Source organism: Dyadobacter flavalbus (assembly GCF_006149045.1).
GTDB classification, from domain to species: Bacteria; Bacteroidota; Bacteroidia; order Cytophagales; family Spirosomataceae; genus Dyadobacter; species Dyadobacter flavalbus.
Genome location: NZ_VBSN01000038.1, coordinates 639716 through 661214, shown reverse-complemented (window position 1 = coordinate 661214; position 21499 = coordinate 639716). Strand labels below are relative to the sequence as shown.

The following is a 21499-nucleotide window of genomic DNA, read 5'->3' as shown; positions in this document are numbered from 1 at the left end:
GGCTGAAAATAGGATCAGGCATTTACCGGAAGAAAATTGTCTGCCTTTCCGGTACAGCCAAACAGTTCAAATTTTTTTATTATAAAGCGCTCGTATTCTTCCATGAAAATTTTTCCAGGTGTAGTAGGAGCAAATTCGTCGGGCTTGTCTCTGAAAAATTCACGATTTACCATCGTCCATAAAAGTCTTGTATCCGTTGCAATATTGATCTTGCAGATTCCCAGCGGAATGGCTTTCCGGATTTCCTCTTCCTGAACGCCTTTTGCATCTGTTTTCAGCTTCCCGCCGGCGGCGTTGATCCGTTCTACAACCTCGGGAACCACATTGGAACCACCGTGTAAAACCAGCGGAAATCCCGGCAGCCGCTGCTGGATTTCTTCCAGAATATGAAACTGGAGTCCCTGACCGCCTGAAAATTTATAAGCACCATGACTGGTTCCAACGGCGATGGCAAGACTGTCGCAATCCGTTGCTTTTACAAAATCCTCTACTTCCTGCGGATTGGTATAAAATGAATGCGCTGCATCAATCGTCAGATCGTCTTCAACGCCGGCCAGAACGCCGAGTTCCGCTTCTACACTAATGTTCTTTTCATGTGCTTTTTCAACAACTTGCCTTGTCCTTTTAACATTTTCATCAAAACGGTCGTGCGATGCATCAATCATCACGGACGTATAACCGCCTTTGTTAATGGCATCGAAAATGTGTTCTTCGTAGCCGTGGTCCATGTGAACGGCATAAGTCACGTCAGGATAAATGCTGGAAGCGGCTTCAATCATGGCAAGCAGCATTTCAGGATGCGCATAATCTCTTGCAAAAGGCGTTGTCTGTACAATAAACGGCGCGTTGGCCTTTTGTGCTGCCGAAAAAAGCCCGTGGATTTCCTCCATAAAAAACACGTTCACTGCCGGAATGGCATACTTGCCGTAGCATTTGCGGAAAAGTTCTTTTGTTGTTACTAGCATGGGCTTTTTAGCGGTTAGCAGTTAGCTGTTGGCTTTTAGCAATTAGCTCTTGGTAATTAGCTATTTGGCTAACTACTCACATTTTACAATTCACATTTTACATTCCACAACTTAAAAATCAATCTTATATTCATTTACTACTCATCTAAAAGCCAATCGCCAGAAGCCATCCCTACCAGAATACCGTATATAGCGCTGCAATTACGCCGCAAATCATAATGGACCCAACGACAAAGCTTTTTCCCGGCCTGAACATGGATTGATCTATGGCAAGTCCTTTCACATTGTGCCTGCTGCCCGGGTCAGCTAGTGTCATCACAATGATGATGGCGGAAAGAATCAGGAAAATAATTCCCATGCGGTCCAGAAATGCAATTTCCGGAGCCAGATACTTGCCGGCAGTTGAAAGCGGAATGGTAAGCAAAGCCGCTGTAAGTGCCGAAGCAGAAGTAGTCCTTTTCCAGAACATTCCGAAAATAAATATGGCAAAAACCCCGGGCGTAATAAAGCTGCTGTATTCCTGAATAAACTGATACGCCTGATCCAGAACCCTGAGCTGCGGCGCAATGAGCATGGCAATGCCCATCGCAACGTAAATGCTGTAACGGGCAATGCGCACAAGCTGCTTTTCACTGGCATGCGGCGCAATGTACTGTTTGTAAATATCCAGCGTGAAAATGGTCGAGATACTGTTTGCTTTTCCGGCGAGCGAAGCAACAATAGCCGCGGTGAGTGCCGCAAAAGCAATTCCTTTCAATCCGGCAGGAAGCAGGTTCAGCAGAACCGGATATGCATGATCCGGTTTTACGACGCCGGCTGCATCCAGCATTTCCTGTTGGAACATGCCGTTCTGGTACAAAACGTAAGCAGAAATGCCCGGAATAACGACAATGATCGGAATGAGCAGTTTCAGAAGTGCTGCAAACAAAATCCCTTTTCTGGCCGTCGGCAAATCCGCACCGAGACTCCGCTGAATGATATACTGGTTACAGCCGAAATACGCAAGATTGTTGATCCACATAGCGCCGATAATCACCGATAAACCCGGAAGATCCTTGTAAAAAGGGTTGTCTTTGGGCAAAATCATGTGAAAATGCGAATCCGCCTGTTCTTTCAGCAAGCCAAGTGCATTGAACAATCCGGGTCTGTTAAAATGCGTGGAAACAAGGTCCAGCGCCAGATAAGTAGTTGCCAAACCGCCCAGAACGAGTACAATAACCTGAACAACATCCGTATACCCAATGACTTTCATTCCGCCGATGGTGATGATAACGGCAAATATTCCCAGCCCGATGATTCCATAGGTAAAATCAAACCCGGCGGTTACTTCCAGCGCCAGCGCACCCAGGTAAAGAATGGAAGTCAGGTTAACAAATACATAAAGCAATAGCCAGAAAACGGCCATAATGGTTGCAACCGTCGGATTATACCGCTGCCTTAAAAACTGGGGCATGGTGTAAATCTTGTTTCGGAGGTAAACCGGCAGAATAAAAAGCGCCACAACAATCAGCGATGCCGCCGCCATCCATTCATAAGACGAAATGGCCAGCCCGATGGCAAATCCGGAGCCGGACATGCCGATAAAATGTTCGGCAGAAATGTTGGAAGCAATGATGGAAGCTCCGATTGCCCAGAAAGTCAGTGAACCCTCAGCCAGAAAATAATCCGTCGAGCTTACTTCTTTGGATGATTTTTTTCGGTAAATCCAGTAACCGTAAGCTGAAATGCCTATCAGATAAATAAAGAAAACAACATAATCCAGCGATTGCAAACCGGTATTGGACATGGGAGCGGGTTAGTTAAACAGAACGAATTTTGATCAGATCTTGTAAGTAATCAATCGTTTATTGATCGGCAGGGTAGTTTCAACGGCAGTTAAGCCATCCTGATCCGAGAACACATGCAGATTGATGTCGCTTCAAACTTATAAACTTTCTTAACATTTTCTAACACATAACCACCCGCTTCCCGTTACAGCCTGCGTTTACAAGCGGAGCAATCCATGCATTTTGCTTTTAGACAACGGCGTACTGCAGAATTTCGTCCAGCCTCACGCTCCGCCCTTCGGTCAGCGACTTCATGGCTGCAATCCCGATGGCCGTAGCCATCAGCCCGTCGTGCGCATCCACCGGCGAAGGCGTATCGTTCAAAACACAGTCGATAAAAGATTTCAGGCAAACGCGGTATGCGGTTTCATATCTTTCAAGGAAAAAATGCAGCGGCAGGGAAATATGTCCGCCGTCACTGTCAAAATGAACAAGTGTGTCGGCCGTATTATTTTCCGCTTTGGCCATTCCTTTGGATCCGAAAATTTCCAGACGCTGATCGTACCCGTAAACGGCCTTGCGGCTGTTGTCGATAACGCCAATAGCGCCGTTTTCAAAAGTAAGAACAATGACCGCCGTATCTATATCGCCAAATTCCTTTATTTCCGGATGAATCAGCGCATTGCCTTTTACAAAAACTTCTTTCACTTCGCTGCCGACTATGTAACGTGCCATGTCAAAATCATGAATGGACATGTCGAGGAAGATGCCGCCGGAAACTTTCAGGTACTCCACAGGCGGCGGTGCCGGGTCGCGGCTTGTAATTCGCAGAATATGCGGATCGCCGATTTTATTGGCTTCCACAAGGTTTCTTACGTTACTGAAATTGGCATCAAAACGGCGGTTGAAGCCGAGCATCAGTTTTACATTGTTTCCACTGACTGCTTTTTCCGCTGCCTGAATGGCTTCCAGCGTTACATCCAGCGGTTTTTCACAGAATACATGCTTTTTCTGCTGTGCCGCGGCAACCGTATACGGCACATGGAACGGGGTAGGCGAGCAGATAATGACGGCTTCCACGTCCGGATGATTTATGACGTCGTATGCATCCGTTGTTACATTCGAAACACCCAGATTCTGCGCAAATGCATGCGACGCGGGCGATAGATCAGAAGCGATAACTACTTCTGCATCCGGCATATGGTGTACAAGGTTGCTAAGATGGATCTGTCCGATCCGGCCCAGACCAATAACTCCCGTTTTTAATTTTCTTGACATTTGAGGTTGGTATTTTTTTATATTGACAATGGTTGATTTTGGATGTTGGCTTTTAGCAGTTGGTTTTTGGCAAAAGTCATTTAGCGGTTTGACACTGGTTCTCAGCCGTTTTCCGTCAAAAGACCCATTAAATAATAGCTAACAGCTAACAGCTAATAGCCAACAGCTATCAAAACTTCCTGTTCCATTCTTTAAGCCAGCGCTCGATCACCACTTTGGTCTGCGTGAAGAATTCAACTGCGTGTTTTCCCTGGCCGTGTAAGTCTCCGTAAAAGCTTTCTTTCCAGCCTGAAAAAGGGAACTGTGCAACCGGGGCTGCAACACCGATGTTGATACCAATGTTTCCGGCTTCCGCTTCGTGACGGAATTTGCGGGCACTGGAACCGCTGCTTGTGAAGACACAAGCCATATTGCCGTATTTGCCGGAATTGATAAACCGGATGGCTTCATCAATCGTATCAATATGGACAAGACTTAAAACCGGGCCGAAAATCTCGGTAGCAGCCAGTTCGCCGTCGAGCGGAATATCTTCTATAATGGTCGGATTGATGAAATTTCCGTTTTCAAAACCTTCAACCGTTGCATTACGGCCGTCTACAAGCAGCCTGCCGCCTTCGCTTAATCCTTTGTCGATCAGGGTTTGTACGCGGTTTTTGCTTTCTGCTGTAATGACCGGACCCATTTGTACGTCGCTTTCCAGACCAAAACCCGTTTTCCTTGCTTTTGCGGATTCAACAAGACTTTCTGTAATGTCCTTATGTTCGCCGACCGTTATGATCGTGGAAGCGGCAAGGCAACGCTGACCGGCGCAGCCGTAAACACTGTCAATGACAATCTGGGAAGTCATTTCAATATCGGCATCGGGTAAAACGATAACCGGGTTTTTGGCACCGCCCTGCGCCTGAACGCGTTTCCCGTTTGCAGCACCTTTGGAGTAAACATATCTGGCTACGCCGGAAGAACCCACAAAACTGATGCCTTTAATAACCGGATGTTCCAGAATGGCATCCACCGTTTCCCTTGCACCCTGAACCAAATTCAATACGCCTTTGGGAAGGTCAAGCTGTTCCATCAGGCCAACGATTTTCGTCATCGTCAGCGGCACTTTTTCCGAAGGCTTGATAATGTAACTGTTTCCGCAGGCGAGCGCATACGGCAGAAACCAGAACGTGATCATTCCCGGAAAGTTGAAAGGCGCAATGCAGGCACAAACGCCCAGTGGCTGCCGGATCATGTATTCATCAATTCCCTTGGCAATATCTTCCGAAAATTCGCCCTGCATCATGGCCGGCATGCCGCAGGCATTTTCCACGTTTTCAATGGCGCGCACCATTTCGGCTTTGGCTTCCAGAAAAGTTTTTCCGGATTCCAGCGTGATGGTTTTTGCAATGTCATCCAGGTTACTTTCCAGCAAAGTTTTCAGTTTGAACAAATACTGGACTCGTTTTGAAACGGGGGTGCTTCTCCACTCCTGAAATCCTTGCGCAGCAGCTTCGGCCGCGTCGGAAACGTCTTTTGCATTACCGTAAGGCACCTGCGCAAGCACTTCCTGACTAGCCGGATTAAGCACATTTTCGTAATGTTCCGAATGGCTTTCGACCCACTGCCCGTTGATGTAATTTTTTAACTTTTCCATTGAATTTGGTATCGGTAATTTAATGTTCTGTTTTGTTTTGCCTGAAAACCCGGATCCGTTACAATCCGCCATAACCGGCGACAAAATTCATAACTTCTTGATTTGTTGGCATAAAATTGGCGCAGCCTTCGCGCGTTACAATCATTGCACCGCAGGCATTTCCCATTCTTACGCTTTTGTATAAATCCCATCCGCTAAGCAGCCCGAATGAAAACCCGGCACAGAAAGCATCTCCGGCGCCAAGCACGTTGAGCACTTCCACCGGAAATCCGGGCACTTTTACTTCGTCTTTATCCGGCTGGAATATGGAAGCGCCGTCTTTTCCTCTTTTCACAACGAGCGTTTCCACGCCCGATTCAAGAATTTCCTGAATGGCATTTTCGATATTGCCGCGAATTTCAGGCGCGGAAATCTGCTGGTGCTTGATCAGCAACTGTTCCTTATCGGTCAGGAAAGTGGCCAGAATTTCTTCTTCGGTACCCACCACGATGTTAAAGCTGCTCAGTGCCGCCCGGATCGTTACGCCGAATGCGCGCGGATCAAACCACTGATCGGCCCGGAAATCAATGTCCAGCAAACGGGTTACCTGATTCTTCTTGGCAAGTTCCAATGCATAAAACATGGCCGTCCGGCTGGGATCTTTGCTGAATGCCGTTCCTGAAAATGCCGCCGCCCTGAAATCCTGAAACGGTATGGCCGCAACGTGATCAATATTGAGATTAATGTCGGCACAGTTTTCACGGTAATAAACCAGCGGAAACTTGTCAGGCGGCTCAATACCCAGCACAACGGCTGAACTTCTTGTTCCTTCAATGGTTGGAACCCAATCCGTCACGATGCCTTCCTGATCCAGAAAATGCTTGATAAAATTCCCGACCTGATCGTTTCCGATGCCGGTCAGAATGGCTGTATTCAGTCCAAGTCTCCGGCTGCCCGTAGCGATATTCAGTGGACAACCGCCCACAAATGCATTGAACGCTTCAATTTTCTCAAACGGACTTCCGACATTGGCCGAATACAAATCAATGGATGAGCGGCCAAGCGTTAGCAAATCGTATTTTCTGGTCATTTTAGCGGCGGGCTGTATTGTGTAAAATGTGGGTTGTGAAATGTGAAAGGTTGGCAGTTAGTCATGTGTTGTCATGAATTGTTTTTGGATTCATGTTATATACAAAAGCTAAAAGGCTGGTTGGTAAAAACTAACAATTTATGACAAGAAAATAAGCGCCAGCTGTCAATAGCTAAATGCCAATTGCTAACAGCCAATCGCTAAAAGCCAATAGCCAACAGCTAACAGCCATTCATGTCTGCGGTAACAATCGGAAGCCTCGGATCGGAGCCGGCCCAGGTTCTGTAGATCCAGTCATGGTCCGGATCGGAGGTATTGGCCAGCGACTGGTCACTTCCTGCAAGGAAATTGAGATAATAAACATGGTAACCATGCCCGGCCACAACCGGATGATAACCTTTGGGCACCAGAACGGCCTCATTGTTTTTTACCCGCACGATTTCGTCCAGCGAACGGTCCTCTGTATAAACCTGCTGAATCGCGTAGCCCTGCGGCTTGTCAATTTTATAAAAATAGATTTCTTCCAGATTGGCTTCCAGCAGCGTTCCGTCTTCGCTTACCTTTCGTTCGTCGTGCTTGTGAGCAGGAAATGAACTCCAGTTGCCCGAAGGCGTATATACCTCCACGCAAACGATTTTATGACAGTCGAATCCGGGTTCCAGCAAGCTGTTGATCTGACGGTTGGCATTGTCGCCGCCGCGGTATTCTATGGCCGCTTCTTCCGGGCGTTTCATACGCGGCGGATGGTCTTCATCGGTTGCAACTTTGCAAATTGCAATATCCGTTCTGTTCGTCTGCGCGGTTAATATAAAATCCGTGTTTCTGGACAAATACATGGCGTGCCCGATTCCGCTGAATACATCCCTGCGACCGTTGCGCGTTTCCCATGTCTGGCCGGCGGCCTCCACTTTGAAATTTCCGCTTAAAAGCACGATGCAATACTCGTAATCTCCGGTATTTGCAGAGAGTTGTTCATTTTCATCCAGTACTTTCGCCTCAAAGTTTAAATAAGTCCAGCCCGCTTGCTCGCTGGTCAGAGAATGATAGGTCTTGTTACCGGATTGCGGTTTGATCAGAAGATTGCTCATTGCAGGATATTCAATTTCATTTGCACAATGATAGTGTGGTATAAATTAAACACAAAATGTAAATATGTTTATATTGAATGCAAACGTTTGAAAAAATTTATAATATTTAATTGCCATAATTCAAGAAAATGAATTCGACCCGTCCTGTTACGATTAAAGATATTGCACGTCGCTTCCGCTGTTCGCCGTCCACTGTTTCAAGAGCATTGAACGATCATCCGGCTATCAATGAAGACACTCGAAAAAACATTCAGGAATATGCCCGCGAGGTCGGGTATCAGCGGAATGAGGTTTCACTCAGCCTTCTGAACAAAAAAACAGCCTTGCTCGGCGTAGTGGTGCCGACGATCAGCAACTATTACGAAACAGCGGTTATTGAAGGACTTCATTCCGTTCTGCAGCCCATGGGTTACACGCTGAATATTTGCGTCACCAATGAAAATTATCTGTTGGAAAAGGAATATTTATCCCGGCTGCTTTCCAACCGCGCAGAAGGGATTTTCCTGTCTGTGTCGCAGGAAACGTATGATTCGGGCTATTATGAGCATCTTGAAAACGTAATCCAGCGCAAAACACCATTGATTTTTATTGACCGTGAATACGAGGATTTTGAAACAAGCCGGGCGACCGTAGACGATTATCACGGCGCTTTTGCCGCAGTGGAACATCTGATCAATATCGGCTACAAACAGATTGCGCACCTGAAAGGCCCTAACGGGCTTACCGTTTCTGAGCAGCGGTTCCGAGGGTACAAGGATTGTCTGCAGAAACATGAAATGCCGGTCCGTGAAGAACTGATCATCAATACCAATTTTCAGGTGGAAAGTGCAATTGTGCCTACCAAACGGCTTCTGGACATGGCTTCGCCACCGGATGCCATATTCGGCGTCAATGATCAGGTTGCCATCGGTGCCATGCGGGTTGTGAAGGACAAAGGGCTCCGGATTCCGCAGGATATCGGTTTGGTGGGTTTTGACAATTCGCCTATTTCCGCTTACATTTTTCCTTCGCTGACGACTGTAAGCCGGCCCGGAAGGAAAATCGGGATGGAAGCATCGAGGCTTTTCCTGAATCAGGTGAACGGCTCGGTCGATTTCCTGCACGAAAGCATCGTACTGCCTTCAGAGCTGATTATCAGGGAATCATCCTTACGGCTTTGATCTTTTTAACAGAAAAACCAATCAGAATTCAGAACATGACAGAAGACATTAATCAGCCATATCCTGATCAGTACAGCCAAATTAACGAAGCTACGAAGCAATCGGGTTTTACAATGGCTTCGGATGTGCTTACGTGCTCACTTTTACGGACTCTGGCGGCTACAAAACCGGCCGGGAAATTTCTTGAACTGGGCACCGGAACCGGACTTTCCACAGCATGGATTCTCAGCGGTATGGATCCGCATTCTACGTTGGTTTCCATTGATAATGAACAAAAGTTTCTTGCTATCGCTAATCAATTTCTCGGAAATGACGAACGTTTGAAACTGCTCCATGCAGATGGGGAAAAATGGGTCAATGACAATCGGAATGAAAAATTCGACTACATTTTTGCGGACACATGGCATGGAAAATACCTGCTTCTGGATGAAGTACTGGAAATGCTGAATGTCGGCGGACTTTATATTATCGACGACATGCTGCCGCAGCCCAACTGGCCGGACGGACATCAGCAAAAAGCAACGGACCTTGTAAAAAAGCTGGAAGCCAGAACGGATCTGATTCTTACCAAGCAGGTCTGGGCGACGGGAATCATCATTGCCGTAAAAAAGTAAGCAATTCGCTTATCCTGTAAAAAGCCTGCGGACAGAATAACCGTACTGCATAAAATCAAAAAAGCATCCGGACCATTTTTCAGGTCTGGATGCTTTTAGCAGCTGTTGGCGTTTTAGCTGTTAGCTTTTCACGATTATTAAAGCCAATAGCTGACAGCTAAAAGCCAATCAATACCCCTCATTCTGAACCAGATAACCCGGCGTATTGGAAGCGGCGTCAATGGCAGTCTGCGGAATCGGGAAAATTCTTTTTCTGACATTTGAATCTGTTTTTTCTGTCCACTTTCCTTCGTACTTACCAAAACGGATCATATCCGTTCTGCGCAGCATTTCCCAGTAGAACTCAAATCCGCGCTCACGGAACAGCAGATCAAGGTCCATCGCAGTCAGCGCAGGAGGAGGCAAGGTTGCGGTGCGGGAAGCTCTAACCAGGTTTACATCGGCAAGTGCGCCGGCAGCGTCGCCCGATTTGCGCAATTTTGCTTCGGCACGCATCATGTAAATATCCGCCAGACGCAAAATGACAATATCCGCTTCACCCCGGTTTCGGCCCGTATTGGATTCCCGGCTGAACTCATACTTTTCTACACGGTAACCAGAATTGTAGTTGCTGCCGGCAGTTGTAAAATCGATCAGTTCGGTAAAGTTCACGGCCAGTTCCGGCTTGCTGCGCGTAACATAACCTAGTTTTCCTACTTTCAGCTTTCCGTCCGGGCACCGTAGAAATGCGCCGTTTACGCGCAATGCGCCATATTGCTGGCCTCTTAAAATACCGCGGTTGATTTTGTAATCCGCATCATTTACACAAGTATCCGCCTGATTGGAATAAATGGACATATTTTCCTGATAAAAGCGCGGGTCACGTTTCGGGTCAACGGCGCCGTAGGCCTGAACCCACGTGCGGTAAAAATCGGAAGTAATTCCCGGTCCGTCCGTACCATTTGCCAGCGGGTATTGCGCCAGCGGAAACTGGTCTCCGGAAATGGAGAAATAAGCCATACGGTTATGACCGTTCAGATCGGGACGCTGGTCTACGGCAAAGATCAGTTCTTCATTCGTATGATTTTCGTTGCCGAAAATCGCAAAATAATCACTGGACAATTTAGCCTGACCGGAAGTGATGATCTTGTCGCAATACTGGATTACCTTGTCCATGTCAGCAGCTGTAAAATCAAAAGTACTGCCGTAAATATTGCGGTAAACGGGTGCATTGAGGTATAATCTGGCCAGCAGACCCCAAACCGCAGCCTGATTCAGCCTTCCGGGCCCAACCGCCGATTTCGGCTGGACAAGCGGTTCAACTGCAAGCAGTTCACTTTCAATGTACTTAACGGCCTCGTCACCGCGGATTATTTTGGAAGGCGTGTTCGGATCATCTTTTACGAACACAATACCAAACAGATCCAGCGTCATCATGGAATAATATGCCCGCATGCCGCGCGCTTCCGCCAGGTATAACGGCGCATTGGGCGACGAGAGGTTCGGCAATGTTGTAATGGCCAGAATGGAACGTGAAATGGACTGCACAAGATTGTCCCACGTATTCCTTACGTTCGGATCGGTACTTGTGGTATTATGCGCATGCAGCGCAAGGTAAATACCGTTATCGCCCCAGTCCGTTCCGCCGCGGTACGGCAAAATGGCTTCGTCCGTTGAAATTTCCTGAAGAGCGAAATAGGTTGTATGCTGATAAATATTGGGCAGCAGCGCGTAAACCGGCGCTATAATGCCGTTGGCAGCTTCTTCGTCCGTCAGCGTTGTGCCCAGTGTTTCATCCAGAACTTCTTCCTTCAGGTCTGTGCAGGAATTATTTAAAAACAAAATGCCGGCGAGTGTCAGCAGAATATGTATTTTCTTTTTCATTGTTAAAAAATTATAAGCCGATTGTTACACCAAAAATGACAGACTTTGCTTTCGGATAACTCATATAGTCAATTCCGTAAGACGATATTCCGTTGATTTCACGGTTGTTGTTCACTTCCGGATCGTATCCGTTGTATTTCGTAAGCACAAACAGGTTCTGGCCTGTAACGGACAGCCGTACACTTTGCACCCATTTATTAATTCCCAATGCCGTCGTATTGAGGTTATAGCCAAGCGCAAGGTTGTTAAGTCTGAAATAGTTACCGCTTTTAAGGTAACGTGTGGAAACCGGCGCGGAGTTATTAATGGATTCTGCGGATTCCGTCAGTGCTTCTTTGGTAACGTTAAGTCCTTTGGAAAGCCTTAGTTTGTAAAAGGCGGAGTTTGCCGTGTTGTCGTAAACCTTGTTTCCGGCAACGCCGTTGAAATTGGCCGTCAGATCAAATCCCTTGTATGCGATGTTACCGTTTACGCTGAACATTTTGGTCGGCAAAGCGGTGCCTGCTGCAATGCGGTCTTTATCCGTAATAATGCCGTCACCGTCCAGATCGCGGAATGTACTGATTCCGTTTTCGTCAAATCCGGTAAATTCTTTCAGGAAAAATGTTCCGATCGGTTCTCCGTTGAGGTAGCCGTTAATGGTAGCCGAAGTGAGTCCGGAACCTTGTGCAGAACCCGAAGGAATAACTGAGTAGGGCGAATTCTCAACGTTGTTTTTAATGAAAGTCATGTTACCGCCGATTTCGTAGCGCAGCCCGCTGCCCAGCACGCGGCGGAAGTTCAGTTCCAATTCTGTTCCCTGGTTTACGATTTTCATATCACCCACGTTTGTCCAGTAGGTGCCCGCCGGCTGAACCGGATCGGTCGGGATTACTTCCAGCAAAATATCGTTTGAAACCTTGCGGAAATAATCAACAGCTCCGCTTAAAGCGCCTTTGAACAACCCGAAATCAAGTCCTATGTCCGTTTGTGAGGAAACTTCCCACTGAATGTTCGGGTTCGCAAGCCGTGAATAGGAAGTTCCTGCCGGATATGTTCCGTTGTTGAAGATCGGGTAACTTACGTTTCCTGCCGTTGAAGAAGAAAACAGCGCCTGCGTAATTTTGGAAGGGATTTCCTGGTTTCCGGTACGGCCCCAGCCGGCTCTCAGTTTAAGATCGTTGAATGCAGAAGATTTCAGGAAATTTTCCTCCGAGATACGCCATCCCGCCGAGAACGAAGGGAAAACGCCGTATTTGTTGTTGCTCCCGAATTTGGAAGAACCATCCACTCGGACGGTCGCCGTTAGCAGATATTTATCGTTATACTGATAATTGATCCTTGAAAAGAATGACTGAAGTTCGTTGCGCGTGGCACTACCCGTCGGCCTGTTGTTCACCAGCGTAAGGTCCTGTCCAAGACCGGGATTGTAAATCGGTTCCAGATCGGAAACAGGGAATTTATTAATACTGGAAGTTCTGGTCTGAATAAAGAAACGCTGATACGAATGTCCGGCCAGCGCGGAGAAATTGTGCTTGTTCTTGTCAAAAGTATACGTAAGATAATTCTCGATCAGCCGGTTGCTGTTGTTCTTGCTGATCGTTTCCAGACGTCCGTCCTGCTGCGGCTCCAGATTGCCGAGTGACTGCAGATCCTGAACGGAAGTTGTGTTGTCAACCCCGAAATTCAGCTTGTAAACCAGCCCTTTAATAATCGTAACCGAAGGCGAAATGTTTCCGAGTACACGGTTGGTGGTTGTAATGTCCTTTTCCAGACCGAGCGTAATCAGCGGGTTTGTTCCGTCCTGATATTTGAACGGATTGCCGTTGGCATCATACGCGGGATAAGTCGGGTTGGCAGAAATGGCGCTTCCGATCAGAGACTGGATAGGAGGGCGCTCGTTGCGGATATTGGTTGCATTCAGGTTTACATCAATGCTGACGCGGTCATCCAGGATTTTCTGGTTGATGTTGATCCTTCCGGTATAACGGTTCAGCTGATTGTTTTTCAGAATCCCTTCCTGCTTCTGCGCTCCGAAAGAGCCGAAATAGCTCAGCTTGTCTGTTCCGCCGGCCAGGGAGACATTATGGTTCTGCGTTTGTGCCACGCGCGAGATTTCCTTTTGCCAGTCGGTATTGGCGCCTTTGTCAATAAGGCTTCCATCCAGTCTCGGTACCTCGGTACGGAACTCGTCGGCAGACAGTACTTCCAGCGGCCTGGCCATTTTGGAAAAACCGATATTCCCGGAGTAAGTCACCATGGAACGGCCCGACTTGCCTTTTTTGGTCGTGATCAGGATAACGCCGTTTGCACCTCTGGAACCGTAAATGGCTGTTGCAGAAGCATCTTTCAGGACATCAATGGATTCAATATCCTGCGGGTTCAGAAAGCTCATCGGGTTCATGGCGCCGCCCGTTGCCGAATTGTCCAGCGCCATGCCGTCCACCACAAACAAAGGTGTGCTTCCGGAACGAACGCTGCCCGGCCCGCGAACGGCGATCTGTAATGCAGCGCCCGGCTCTCCGGTTGCAGAAGTAACATTCACGCCGGCCACTTTTCCCTGAAAAAGCTGTTCGGGTGAATTGATTATCCCGGCATTGAAATCAGCGCTCTTCAGTGATTTTACGGAACCCGTCACGTCCTTTTTTTCCGTGCTGCCGTAACCCACAACAACCACTTCATTCAGGCTGGAAGCCGATTCTTTCAGCTTGATTTCCAAGGTACGGCTGTTTGCATCGGTCAGCAAAAAATTGGTTATCGTCTGTTTTTCGTAGCCAATGTAGCTGAATTCCAGATTATAACTGGTTTCAGTCTGTAAATTCGGGAAGCTGAAAACACCGGATTCGTCTGTCGTAGCACCCTGTTTGTTGCCGCCGTTCACTTCAGAAATGACTACCGTTACGCCCGGCAGGCCCTCGGTTGTGCCGTCGGTAACAACTTTGCCCGTCAGCGTTATTGCCCTCAGCATGAGCATGCTCCGATGAACACGTTTTGCAGGTTTTTCGGGCGCAGGAATTTCAGTGGCCGGCGTTCCCGCCGAAGCCCATGCATGCATGCTGCAGAGAATAGTCGCATGCAGCAGACAGCTTCGCATCCTTCCGTTCCTGACTGGTTGCGTTAAAGTTCGTTTCATAATTCTAAACTGGTGATTGATTGGTTAAATCTGTGAGTAATCCGGACCGTAAAATCCTCCGGCAACGGTTTTTGTACAAGATTACAAATTGTATTTTTGAAATATTTATTATAAAATGGCTGCTATGCCCTGCAAACGTTTGAAATTTTATGCAAACGTTTGAAATATTTTAAAGAATAAATTGTATTGAAATAATCCTGTAAAAGAAGCGTAAAAGTACTGATAATGATTCATTCAACATTCATTTTACGCGCAAAGCAATCAAGTTGCCTGCGGCGCGCAAAAGTCGGGTTTACAGAGTAAAAATTCTGTAAACCCGTTTTAACAAATTGTTAATTCTGAAAGCGCGAAAATGGAGGTATTTGCAGAATTCCAAGATCGGGAAATGACGCTCCGGTTGTTTCAGCTACACATCCTGACGCAAAACTTCCAGCGGCGGCCGGGACAAAATGCCGCGGCTGTTGACAAGTCCGATCAGTACCGTCATCAGCGAAACAAACAGGAAAACGGCAACAACCGGCCATACGTCGGGACTGAATTCAGCCTCAAAACTGAACTTTGCCAAAGACCAGCTTCCGGCGATAGAAAGCAGAATACCCGTTAATGCAGCCAGCGAGCCGAGGAAAAAATATTCCAGTGCGGTAATGGCAAAAATCTGTTTCCGGCTGGCGCCCAGCGTCCTTAAAAGCACACTTTCCTGCAACCGCTGGTATTTGCTGATCAGCACGGACGCAATGAGAACGATGATTCCGGTCAGGATGCTGAAACCCGCCATAAAACGGATTACAAAGCCGATCTTGTTGAAAATATCGTCCAGAACCCGTAGTACAAGTGCCAGGTCAATGATGGAAATATTGGGAAACTGCCTTACAATGGCCTGCTGAAAAGTAGCGGAAGTCTGCGGATCGGGCACATGCGTCAGCATTACATGAAACTGCGGTGCTTCTTCCAGTACGCCTGTTGGAAAAACAACCAGGAAATTCGTCTGTACTTCGCCCCAGTTCACTTCGCGGAAACTCGAAACGACAGTGGACATCATGGTTCCCTGCACATTGAAAACCATGGTGTCGCCGAGTTCAATCCGGCTTCTGTTTGCAAAACCTTCTTCGAGCGAAATCGGGATGAGCGCGGAAGAAGGATTGTAAACACCCTGCCATTTTCCTTTGGTAATCTTTTCAGTAGAAGTTGTTGAATCGCGAAAAGTTACGCGGTATTCTCTTCCGAAAATACGACGGGACTGCTCCGCTGTTGTATCGCCTTCAAAGTCGGCTGCCGTTCGGCCATTGACTTCTTCCAGCCGCATGTTGACGATGGAAACGCTTTGATTGACCGGAACGTGCTGTGCCTTTGCAATGGCCAGTACGGCTTCTTTCTGATTATTCTGAATGTCGAAAAGTACAATGTTCGGCTGATTGCCGCTTGTGGAAAGCTGAACGCGCTTCAGTAAAATATCCTGCGTGAAAAACAGTGTACAAACCAGCGCTGTTCCAAGTCCGATGGAAACGATCAGAATGGCAGTCTGGTTATTGGGCCGGTACAGATTGGCAAGCCCCTGTCTCCAAAGATAACTCCATGAGGCCGGAAAAAACCTGCGCACAAGCCACGTAAGCAAACTTGCCGTTGCATAAAGTACCAGAAAGGCACCCAGAATGCCGCCGGTAAAAATCAGTGCTTCGATCCATGTACGCATCTGGAGAAACGAAAACCCGAATATGAACAGAATGATAAGGCCATACAGAACCCAAGCGAGCGGATCTTTGCCGGGATTGGCAGCATCGGTTGAAGACCGGAGCACATTCAGCGGGGAAACCTTGCGTATGGAAACGAGCGGCGGCAAAGCAAACAGAATGGAAATGAGGACACCAATAGCCAATCCCTGACCAATGGCCGGCCAGGATATATCCGTTGTCAGCTCAAAGGGAAGAAAGTCCCTGATAACAAAAGGCAAAAACTGCTGGATGGCAGTGCCGAGAACAGCCCCGATCACCGACCCGAGTATGCCTATACCCAAAATCTGAATCACGTAAATCAGAAATGCCTGTGTAGCTTTTACGCCGAGACATCTTAAAATAGCAATGGAACTCAGCTTTTCACGAATGTAAATGTGAATGGCACTGGCTACGCCGATGCAGCCAAGCAGCAAGGCAACAAAGCCGACCAGTGCCAGAAACCGGGTCAAATCGCGGAAAGATCTTCCCGTATCTTCTTTTTGTCCCTGCACGGTTTTGTAGTCGAGGTCGAATGCTTCAAAGCGCGGTTCCAGTTTCTTGGCAAGTTTTTCAACATCTACATTGGCAGGAAATTTGAAATAGTAACGATAAGCTACGCGGCTGCCTTTCTGCATGAGTCCGGTCTGCTTGAGGTATTGCATCGGAATGTAGACCGAAGGCGCAACGGTACTCGTCAGCCCGGTGGAACCCGGCGCTTTTTCCAGAATTCCTGCAATGCCGAACGTTACTTCACCGATTTTAATCGAATCGCCGACTTTTGCCTGATATTGCAGCATCAGTGTCTGATCCACTAAAGCTTCTTTTCTGGTCCGAAAGGTTTTTTCAGCTGTTACAGGAACCGTTTCGAACTTTCCGTAATAGGGATAATCGCCTTCAATGGCTTTTACCTGCGCAAGCCGGTTGCCGCCGCCTTTGGTAAAGTAGATCATGGACGCAAAGCTTCGTTCTTCCGAGCGGGTTTTGCTCAGTGAATCCACCAGTGCTTTGGATTTGCCTTTTACGGGTTTGTTGCCGTACAATGCCAGATCAGCGCCAATGAGCGTTGCGGCCTGTTCGTCAATATTTTGCCTGAGGTTATCGCCGAGTGAATAAATGGCGACCAGCGCAGCTATGCCGAGTATGATCGAGGAAATAAACAGCAGCAGGCGTGAACGGTTTTTGCGGCTGTCGCGCCATGCCATTTGCAGCAGCCACGGGAAATTAAAATTATTCTGATTCATTTTTTTGTTTATTCAACGATTTTGCCGCCTTTGATTCGGATGATGCGCTGCGTTTTTGCAGCAAGATCCAGGTCATGCGTGACGAGTACGAGCGTTGTCCCAGCTTCCTTGTTCAGGTCAAAAAGCAGTTTCACAACCTTCTCGCTGGTTTCGGCATCCAGATTTCCGGTCGGTTCGTCGGCAAACAGAATGCGCGGCTGGTTAGAAAAGGCGCGCGCCAGCGAAACGCGCTGCTGTTCGCCGCCGCTCAGTTGCGTCGGATAATGATGGCTGCGTTCTGCAAGCCCGACTTTATCGAGGAGGTCCAATGCACGCGGCTTTATATTTTTTTCACCTCTGAGTTCGAGCGGAACCATTACATTTTCAAGCGCGGTAAGCGTGGGCAGCAGCTGGAAATTCTGGAAAATAAAACCGACGTACTGGTTTCTGACCGCTGCAAGCTGATCTTCATTCAGCCCGTTCAGTCTGGTTCCGTGCAGCTCGACTGTTCCCGAAGTAGACCGGTCGAGGCCAGCGCACAAGCCGAGCAATGTCGTTTTTCCGCTTCCGGAAGGGCCTACAATGGATAATGTGGACTGTGCTGCAATGGAGAAATTGATATTATCCAGAACGGTTAGGGTACGTTCTCCGCTTTTATATATTTTACTTACCTGTTTGAGATCGAGTATGGTATCCATCAATTGTTTTTATTTTTATACCCGCAGAAGTCCTGATTCCGGCAACTGCTTTCAGCCTAATTTGGTCCTTTTGACGCGTGTGGCGTATAAATATAGTGTAAACGGCGTTTAAAACTAAATGAGCGGCATATGCATCCGTGTTCGTTAATGGAACGTTTCTTTAAAGGTTTGTCTTTTTAAAACGATTCAAGTCACTTTTGGCAGACCGCTTCAAGGCGCTGGAATAACAATATTTAAAAAGAGTACGGTAACCTCAACTGATTATTAGCAATACCTATTTTCAAGCAATTACTTCATATGAATTACCCCGGATTGATTTTAAAACTGTTTGCAGTAAGCGCGCTGCTGTTTTCCTGCAAAAGCGAAAACAAGGAAGCTGCCTCGGAAAAAACGGTAACTGCCGCCGCAGAAGCAAAGGCTCCGGCTGCAAAAAAGAAAACGATTGTATTTTTCGGAAACAGCCTGACTGCTGCGTACGGGCTGGACGATCCGCAGCAGGGATTTGTCGGGCTGATCCAGAAACGCATTGATTCGCTGGACCTGAACTATAAGGTAATTAATGCCGGTGTAAGCGGGGAAACGACATCGGGCGGCAACAGCCGGATTGACTGGCTTCTGAAACAGCCTCTGGATGTATTTGTGCTCGAACTCGGAGGAAACGACGGCTTGCGCGGAATTCCGGTTTCGGAAACAAAAAGAAATCTGCAGGCCATTCTGGATAAAGTACATGCAAAATACCCGGAAGCAAAGCTGGTGCTTGCCGGTATGCAGATTCCGCCGAATCTGGGCCGGAAATATGCATCCGATTTCCGGGCAGTTTATGCGGATGTTGCCAAAGAAAACAATATTACATTGATTCCTTTTTTACTGGAGGGAGTAGGGGGCGAGGCCAGGCTCAACTTGCCGGACGGGATCCATCCGACTGCGGAAGGGCACAAAATTCTGGCTGAGAATGTATGGGTGATTATAAAAGATCTGCTCTGAAAAGTATAAAGTTGCTCAGGAAGGTTTGATCATGTTCCACAATTCCATTTTGGTCTGAAGGATTTCCTTTTTCGTCACATAGTTATCGAAAGTATCCATTTCCATTCCTTTGCTGTATTTGGGCGTTACAATCCGGAGTATGTAATCGCGGTCGCTGAAAGGGTCAAACCATCTTTCGGTACCGGCTTCTTTTACAAAAATAACATAACCCCAGTTGCACTGGCTCTGATGTACATATAACCATACCGAAACTTTGACCTGACTTCCGTCCTTGCGTTCGAATACCTTTTCGTGCGTCATTAATAATGTTGTTATGCCCTTTTATTTCTCCGGATTACGGTTTTTCGCAAGTGGAAATAAACACAGAACAGGTTCAAATCAAAATGATTCACAAAAAGATAAATTTTCAGGCCGTGTAAGTTTCGTTTCCGTGCAGCTGCCGGGCACCGTGATTGTTCCAGGCTGTAATGATTTCGATTCGGTCTTCAATGGTTCTGGGCTTGAACGATAAAATAACGCCGCCGTTCTTGATTCCTGATTCATAAGCTTCGGCATGTTCTTTGGAAAAGCCCGATGCTGACAAGGCCCCGATTATCCCGCCCGTAATTCCGCCGGCTCCGGCGCCCGTGAGTGCAGCCAGTAATGGTCCGGCAACGGCAATTCCAAGCGGCGGGATAACAACAGCAGTTCCGATGGCAGCCACCGCTCCGGCAATTGCCCCGGCTGCTCCTCCGACTGCAGATCCGATGCCGGCTTTTTCCATCGTACTGCCGGTTTCATCTGTATTTTCCTGACCAATGCTTGAATGATGAACAGGGTGCGTTTCATCCGAAAGGATCACACTGATTTCTTCCGGCTTGTAGCCGCGGTATATCAGTTCGTCATATGCTTTCTGCGCATCCGTTTTATTTGCAAATGCCGCATTGACCAGCGTCGGGATTACATTCTGACTTTCATTTTCCATAGCAATAATCTGCGTTTTGACAGTTTATAAAGCGGTTGTCTTAGACTAAAAAGAAAACAATTATGCCAAATTTCAACGTAAATGCGGTATATACGCAAAATGATAACAAAAAGAAAAGCCCGGAACCTTGCTGAAAATACGGGTTCCGGGCTTTGATATATAAAAGGTTATTTTACACAACTCTGTCGCCGCGGATCAAACGAAGAATGATAGCAATTACGGCAATTACAAGAAGTACGTGAATAATGTTTCCAAGTCCGAAACTTGCAAAACCGAAATACCCGATCAGCCACAGAATGACCAGAATGACAGCGATTGTATAAAGTAAATTTCCCATTGTATTATTGTGTTTGAGTTGTTTGTGATAAAATCATTTGTATCAATTTAGATGCCAATGATTATACGTTTAAATAAATCCTTATATTTTCCCAGAATTCTACAATATTGAATGTTTAAATAAGCAATTTTGCTTCAAGTTGTAGAGATTTGTCTCAAAACAGTAACAAAAAGATTGATCCGGTTACAATGAAAAAAACATTTATTCTGCTTGCCTTCCTTTTTTGCTTTCATTCATTTTCGATTGCTGCTACTGTGGATACGGTGGAAACTTACAGCAATGCCATGAAAAAGTCGATTAAAGCTGTCGTTATCAAACCTGATCAGTACAGTGCTGCCAAAGATTTTCCGGTTGTATACTTGCTGCACGGACACAGCGGCAACTATGCCGACTGGGTTACAAAAGCTAATGGTTTTCAGGCAGCAGCCGATCTTTACAATATGATCATTGTTTGCCCGGACGGCGGTTACAGCAGCTGGTACTGGGACAGTCCGGTGGATGCACAGTCAAAATACGAAACGTACGTTTCCAAAGAGCTTGTAAGCTGGGTTGACAGCAAATACAAAACGGTAAAAGACCGGAAAGGACGTGCCATTACAGGTTTGAGCATGGGCGGTCACGGCGCGTTGTATCTGGCTTTCAGGCATCAGGATGTTTTCGGCGCTGCCGGAAGCATGAGCGGAGGCGTCGACATCCGGCCCTTTCCGAATAACTGGGAAATGGCACAAAGACTTGGCAGCTATGCAGAACAGCCCGAAAGATGGGAGCAGCATACGGTCATCAACATGCTGCATTTGCTGAAACCCAATGCACTTGCGCTGATTATCGACTGCGGAACCGAAGATTTCTTTTACAAGGTGAATGAAAAGCTGCATGAGAAGCTGCTTTACAACAACATTGCGCATGACTATATCACAAGGCCGGGCGCACATAACTGGCCGTACTGGAACAATGCCGTTAAGTATCAGCTGTTGTTTATGAATCAGTTCTTTACCAAAAAATAGCATTATCCTGAACTTCATTCCATCAAGGTTAC

The 21499-nt window shown here is 47.2% G+C and carries 17 protein-coding genes; 4 read left to right on the top strand and 13 right to left on the bottom strand.

Annotated features, from left to right (window positions below; all coding sequences use genetic code 11):
• Positions 1-14: 14 nt before the first annotated feature.
• The 6 genes from FEM33_RS14410 to iolB form a co-directional block, all read right to left on the bottom strand.
• Positions 15-965, bottom strand: coding sequence for a class II fructose-bisphosphate aldolase (locus tag FEM33_RS14410; protein ID WP_139012696.1), 951 nt, complete (start codon positions 963-965; stop codon positions 15-17).
• Positions 966-1137: 172 nt separating this feature from the next.
• Positions 1138-2751 (bottom strand): sodium/sugar symporter, encoded by a 1614-nt coding sequence (locus tag FEM33_RS14405; RefSeq protein ID WP_139012695.1) that lies wholly within the window; start codon positions 2749-2751, stop codon positions 1138-1140.
• Between the two features lie 229 nt (positions 2752-2980).
• Positions 2981-4009, bottom strand: coding sequence for an inositol 2-dehydrogenase (gene iolG, locus FEM33_RS14400; protein ID WP_139012694.1), 1029 nt, complete (start codon positions 4007-4009; stop codon positions 2981-2983).
• Between the two features lie 169 nt (positions 4010-4178).
• Entirely contained in the window at positions 4179-5645 is a 1467-nt protein-coding gene (locus tag FEM33_RS14395) for a CoA-acylating methylmalonate-semialdehyde dehydrogenase (protein WP_139012693.1), read from the bottom strand.
• Positions 5646-5703: 58 nt separating this feature from the next.
• Positions 5704-6714, bottom strand: a complete 1011-nt coding sequence (iolC, locus tag FEM33_RS14390) for a 5-dehydro-2-deoxygluconokinase (protein ID WP_139012692.1) — start codon at positions 6712-6714, stop codon at positions 5704-5706.
• A gap of 221 nt (positions 6715-6935) precedes the next feature.
• On the bottom strand, positions 6936-7802 hold the full coding sequence (gene iolB, locus FEM33_RS14385; RefSeq protein WP_139012691.1) for a 5-deoxy-glucuronate isomerase: 867 nt from the start codon (positions 7800-7802) through the stop codon (positions 6936-6938).
• A 128-nt stretch (positions 7803-7930) separates the two neighbouring features.
• Here iolB and FEM33_RS14380 point away from each other — a divergent pair, with 128 nt between their 5' ends.
• Positions 7931-8962 carry a LacI family DNA-binding transcriptional regulator gene (locus FEM33_RS14380; protein WP_139012690.1) on the top strand — a complete coding sequence of 344 codons (1032 nt, stop codon included), beginning with the start codon at positions 7931-7933 and terminating at the stop codon, positions 8960-8962.
• A 35-nt stretch (positions 8963-8997) separates the two neighbouring features.
• On the top strand, positions 8998-9576 hold the full coding sequence (locus FEM33_RS14375; protein WP_139012689.1) for an O-methyltransferase: 579 nt from the start codon (positions 8998-9000) through the stop codon (positions 9574-9576).
• 168 nt (positions 9577-9744) lie between these two features.
• Here FEM33_RS14375 and FEM33_RS14370 read toward each other — a convergent pair whose 3' ends face one another.
• The 4 genes from FEM33_RS14370 to FEM33_RS14355 form a co-directional block, all read right to left on the bottom strand.
• Complete coding sequence (locus FEM33_RS14370; protein WP_139012688.1) at positions 9745-11439, bottom strand: RagB/SusD family nutrient uptake outer membrane protein; 1695 nt, start codon at positions 11437-11439, stop codon at positions 9745-9747.
• A gap of 10 nt (positions 11440-11449) precedes the next feature.
• Positions 11450-14551 (bottom strand): SusC/RagA family TonB-linked outer membrane protein, encoded by a 3102-nt coding sequence (locus tag FEM33_RS14365; protein ID WP_229214244.1) that lies wholly within the window; start codon positions 14549-14551, stop codon positions 11450-11452.
• Positions 14552-14957: 406 nt separating this feature from the next.
• On the bottom strand, positions 14958-17501 hold the full coding sequence (locus FEM33_RS14360; protein WP_139012687.1) for an ABC transporter permease: 2544 nt from the start codon (positions 17499-17501) through the stop codon (positions 14958-14960).
• 8 nt (positions 17502-17509) lie between these two features.
• Positions 17510-18178 (bottom strand): ABC transporter ATP-binding protein, encoded by a 669-nt coding sequence (locus FEM33_RS14355; protein ID WP_139012686.1) that lies wholly within the window; start codon positions 18176-18178, stop codon positions 17510-17512.
• A gap of 297 nt (positions 18179-18475) precedes the next feature.
• Here FEM33_RS14355 and FEM33_RS14350 point away from each other — a divergent pair, with 297 nt between their 5' ends.
• On the top strand, positions 18476-19162 hold the full coding sequence (locus FEM33_RS14350; RefSeq protein WP_139012685.1) for an arylesterase: 687 nt from the start codon (positions 18476-18478) through the stop codon (positions 19160-19162).
• A 15-nt stretch (positions 19163-19177) separates the two neighbouring features.
• Here FEM33_RS14350 and FEM33_RS14345 read toward each other — a convergent pair whose 3' ends face one another.
• The 3 genes from FEM33_RS14345 to FEM33_RS14335 all read right to left on the bottom strand — a co-directional run bounded on the left by FEM33_RS14345 (position 19178) and on the right by FEM33_RS14335 (position 20463).
• Entirely contained in the window at positions 19178-19462 is a 285-nt protein-coding gene (locus FEM33_RS14345) for a hypothetical protein (RefSeq protein ID WP_139012684.1), read from the bottom strand.
• Between the two features lie 106 nt (positions 19463-19568).
• The gene (locus FEM33_RS14340) at positions 19569-20126 is read right to left on the bottom strand and encodes a hypothetical protein (protein ID WP_139012683.1); all 558 of its coding nucleotides are present in this window, start codon (positions 20124-20126) and stop codon (positions 19569-19571) included.
• Positions 20127-20298: 172 nt separating this feature from the next.
• Entirely contained in the window at positions 20299-20463 is a 165-nt protein-coding gene (locus FEM33_RS14335) for a lmo0937 family membrane protein (protein ID WP_109673765.1), read from the bottom strand.
• Between the two features lie 188 nt (positions 20464-20651).
• Between FEM33_RS14335 and FEM33_RS14330 the strand changes: the two genes are divergently transcribed.
• Positions 20652-21467 carry an alpha/beta hydrolase gene (locus FEM33_RS14330; RefSeq protein ID WP_139012682.1) on the top strand — a complete coding sequence of 272 codons (816 nt, stop codon included), beginning with the start codon at positions 20652-20654 and terminating at the stop codon, positions 21465-21467.
• The last annotated feature ends 32 nt before the right edge of the window (positions 21468-21499 follow it).

Bases quoted from the DNA above. Each gene is read 5' to 3' on its own strand.
- FEM33_RS14335 (WP_109673765.1), bottom strand. From the start codon at position 20,463: ATGGGAAATTTACTTTATACAATCGCTGTCATTCTGGTCATTCTGTGG.
- FEM33_RS14360 (WP_139012687.1), bottom strand. From the start codon at position 17,501: ATGAATCAGAATAATTTTAATTTCCCGTGGCTGCTGCAAATGGCATGG.
- FEM33_RS14405 (WP_139012695.1), bottom strand. From the start codon at position 2,751: ATGTCCAATACCGGTTTGCAATCGCTGGATTATGTTGTTTTCTTTATT.
- FEM33_RS14410 (WP_139012696.1), bottom strand. From the start codon at position 965: ATGCTAGTAACAACAAAAGAACTTTTCCGCAAATGCTACGGCAAGTAT.
- FEM33_RS14350 (WP_139012685.1), top strand. From the start codon at position 18,476: ATGAATTACCCCGGATTGATTTTAAAACTGTTTGCAGTAAGCGCGCTG.
- FEM33_RS14365 (WP_229214244.1), bottom strand. From the start codon at position 14,551: ATGAAACGAACTTTAACGCAACCAGTCAGGAACGGAAGGATGCGAAGC.
- iolB (WP_139012691.1), bottom strand. From the start codon at position 7,802: ATGAGCAATCTTCTGATCAAACCGCAATCCGGTAACAAGACCTATCAT.
- FEM33_RS14375 (WP_139012689.1), top strand. From the start codon at position 8,998: ATGACAGAAGACATTAATCAGCCATATCCTGATCAGTACAGCCAAATT.
- iolG (WP_139012694.1), bottom strand. From the start codon at position 4,009: ATGTCAAGAAAATTAAAAACGGGAGTTATTGGTCTGGGCCGGATCGGA.
- FEM33_RS14345 (WP_139012684.1), bottom strand. From the start codon at position 19,462: ATGACGCACGAAAAGGTATTCGAACGCAAGGACGGAAGTCAGGTCAAA.
- iolC (WP_139012692.1), bottom strand. From the start codon at position 6,714: ATGACCAGAAAATACGATTTGCTAACGCTTGGCCGCTCATCCATTGAT.
- FEM33_RS14355 (WP_139012686.1), bottom strand. From the start codon at position 18,178: ATGGATACCATACTCGATCTCAAACAGGTAAGTAAAATATATAAAAGC.
- FEM33_RS14340 (WP_139012683.1), bottom strand. From the start codon at position 20,126: ATGGAAAATGAAAGTCAGAATGTAATCCCGACGCTGGTCAATGCGGCA.
- FEM33_RS14380 (WP_139012690.1), top strand. From the start codon at position 7,931: ATGAATTCGACCCGTCCTGTTACGATTAAAGATATTGCACGTCGCTTC.
- FEM33_RS14395 (WP_139012693.1), bottom strand. From the start codon at position 5,645: ATGGAAAAGTTAAAAAATTACATCAACGGGCAGTGGGTCGAAAGCCAT.
- FEM33_RS14330 (WP_139012682.1), top strand. From the start codon at position 20,652: ATGAAAAAAACATTTATTCTGCTTGCCTTCCTTTTTTGCTTTCATTCA.
- FEM33_RS14370 (WP_139012688.1), bottom strand. From the start codon at position 11,439: ATGAAAAAGAAAATACATATTCTGCTGACACTCGCCGGCATTTTGTTT.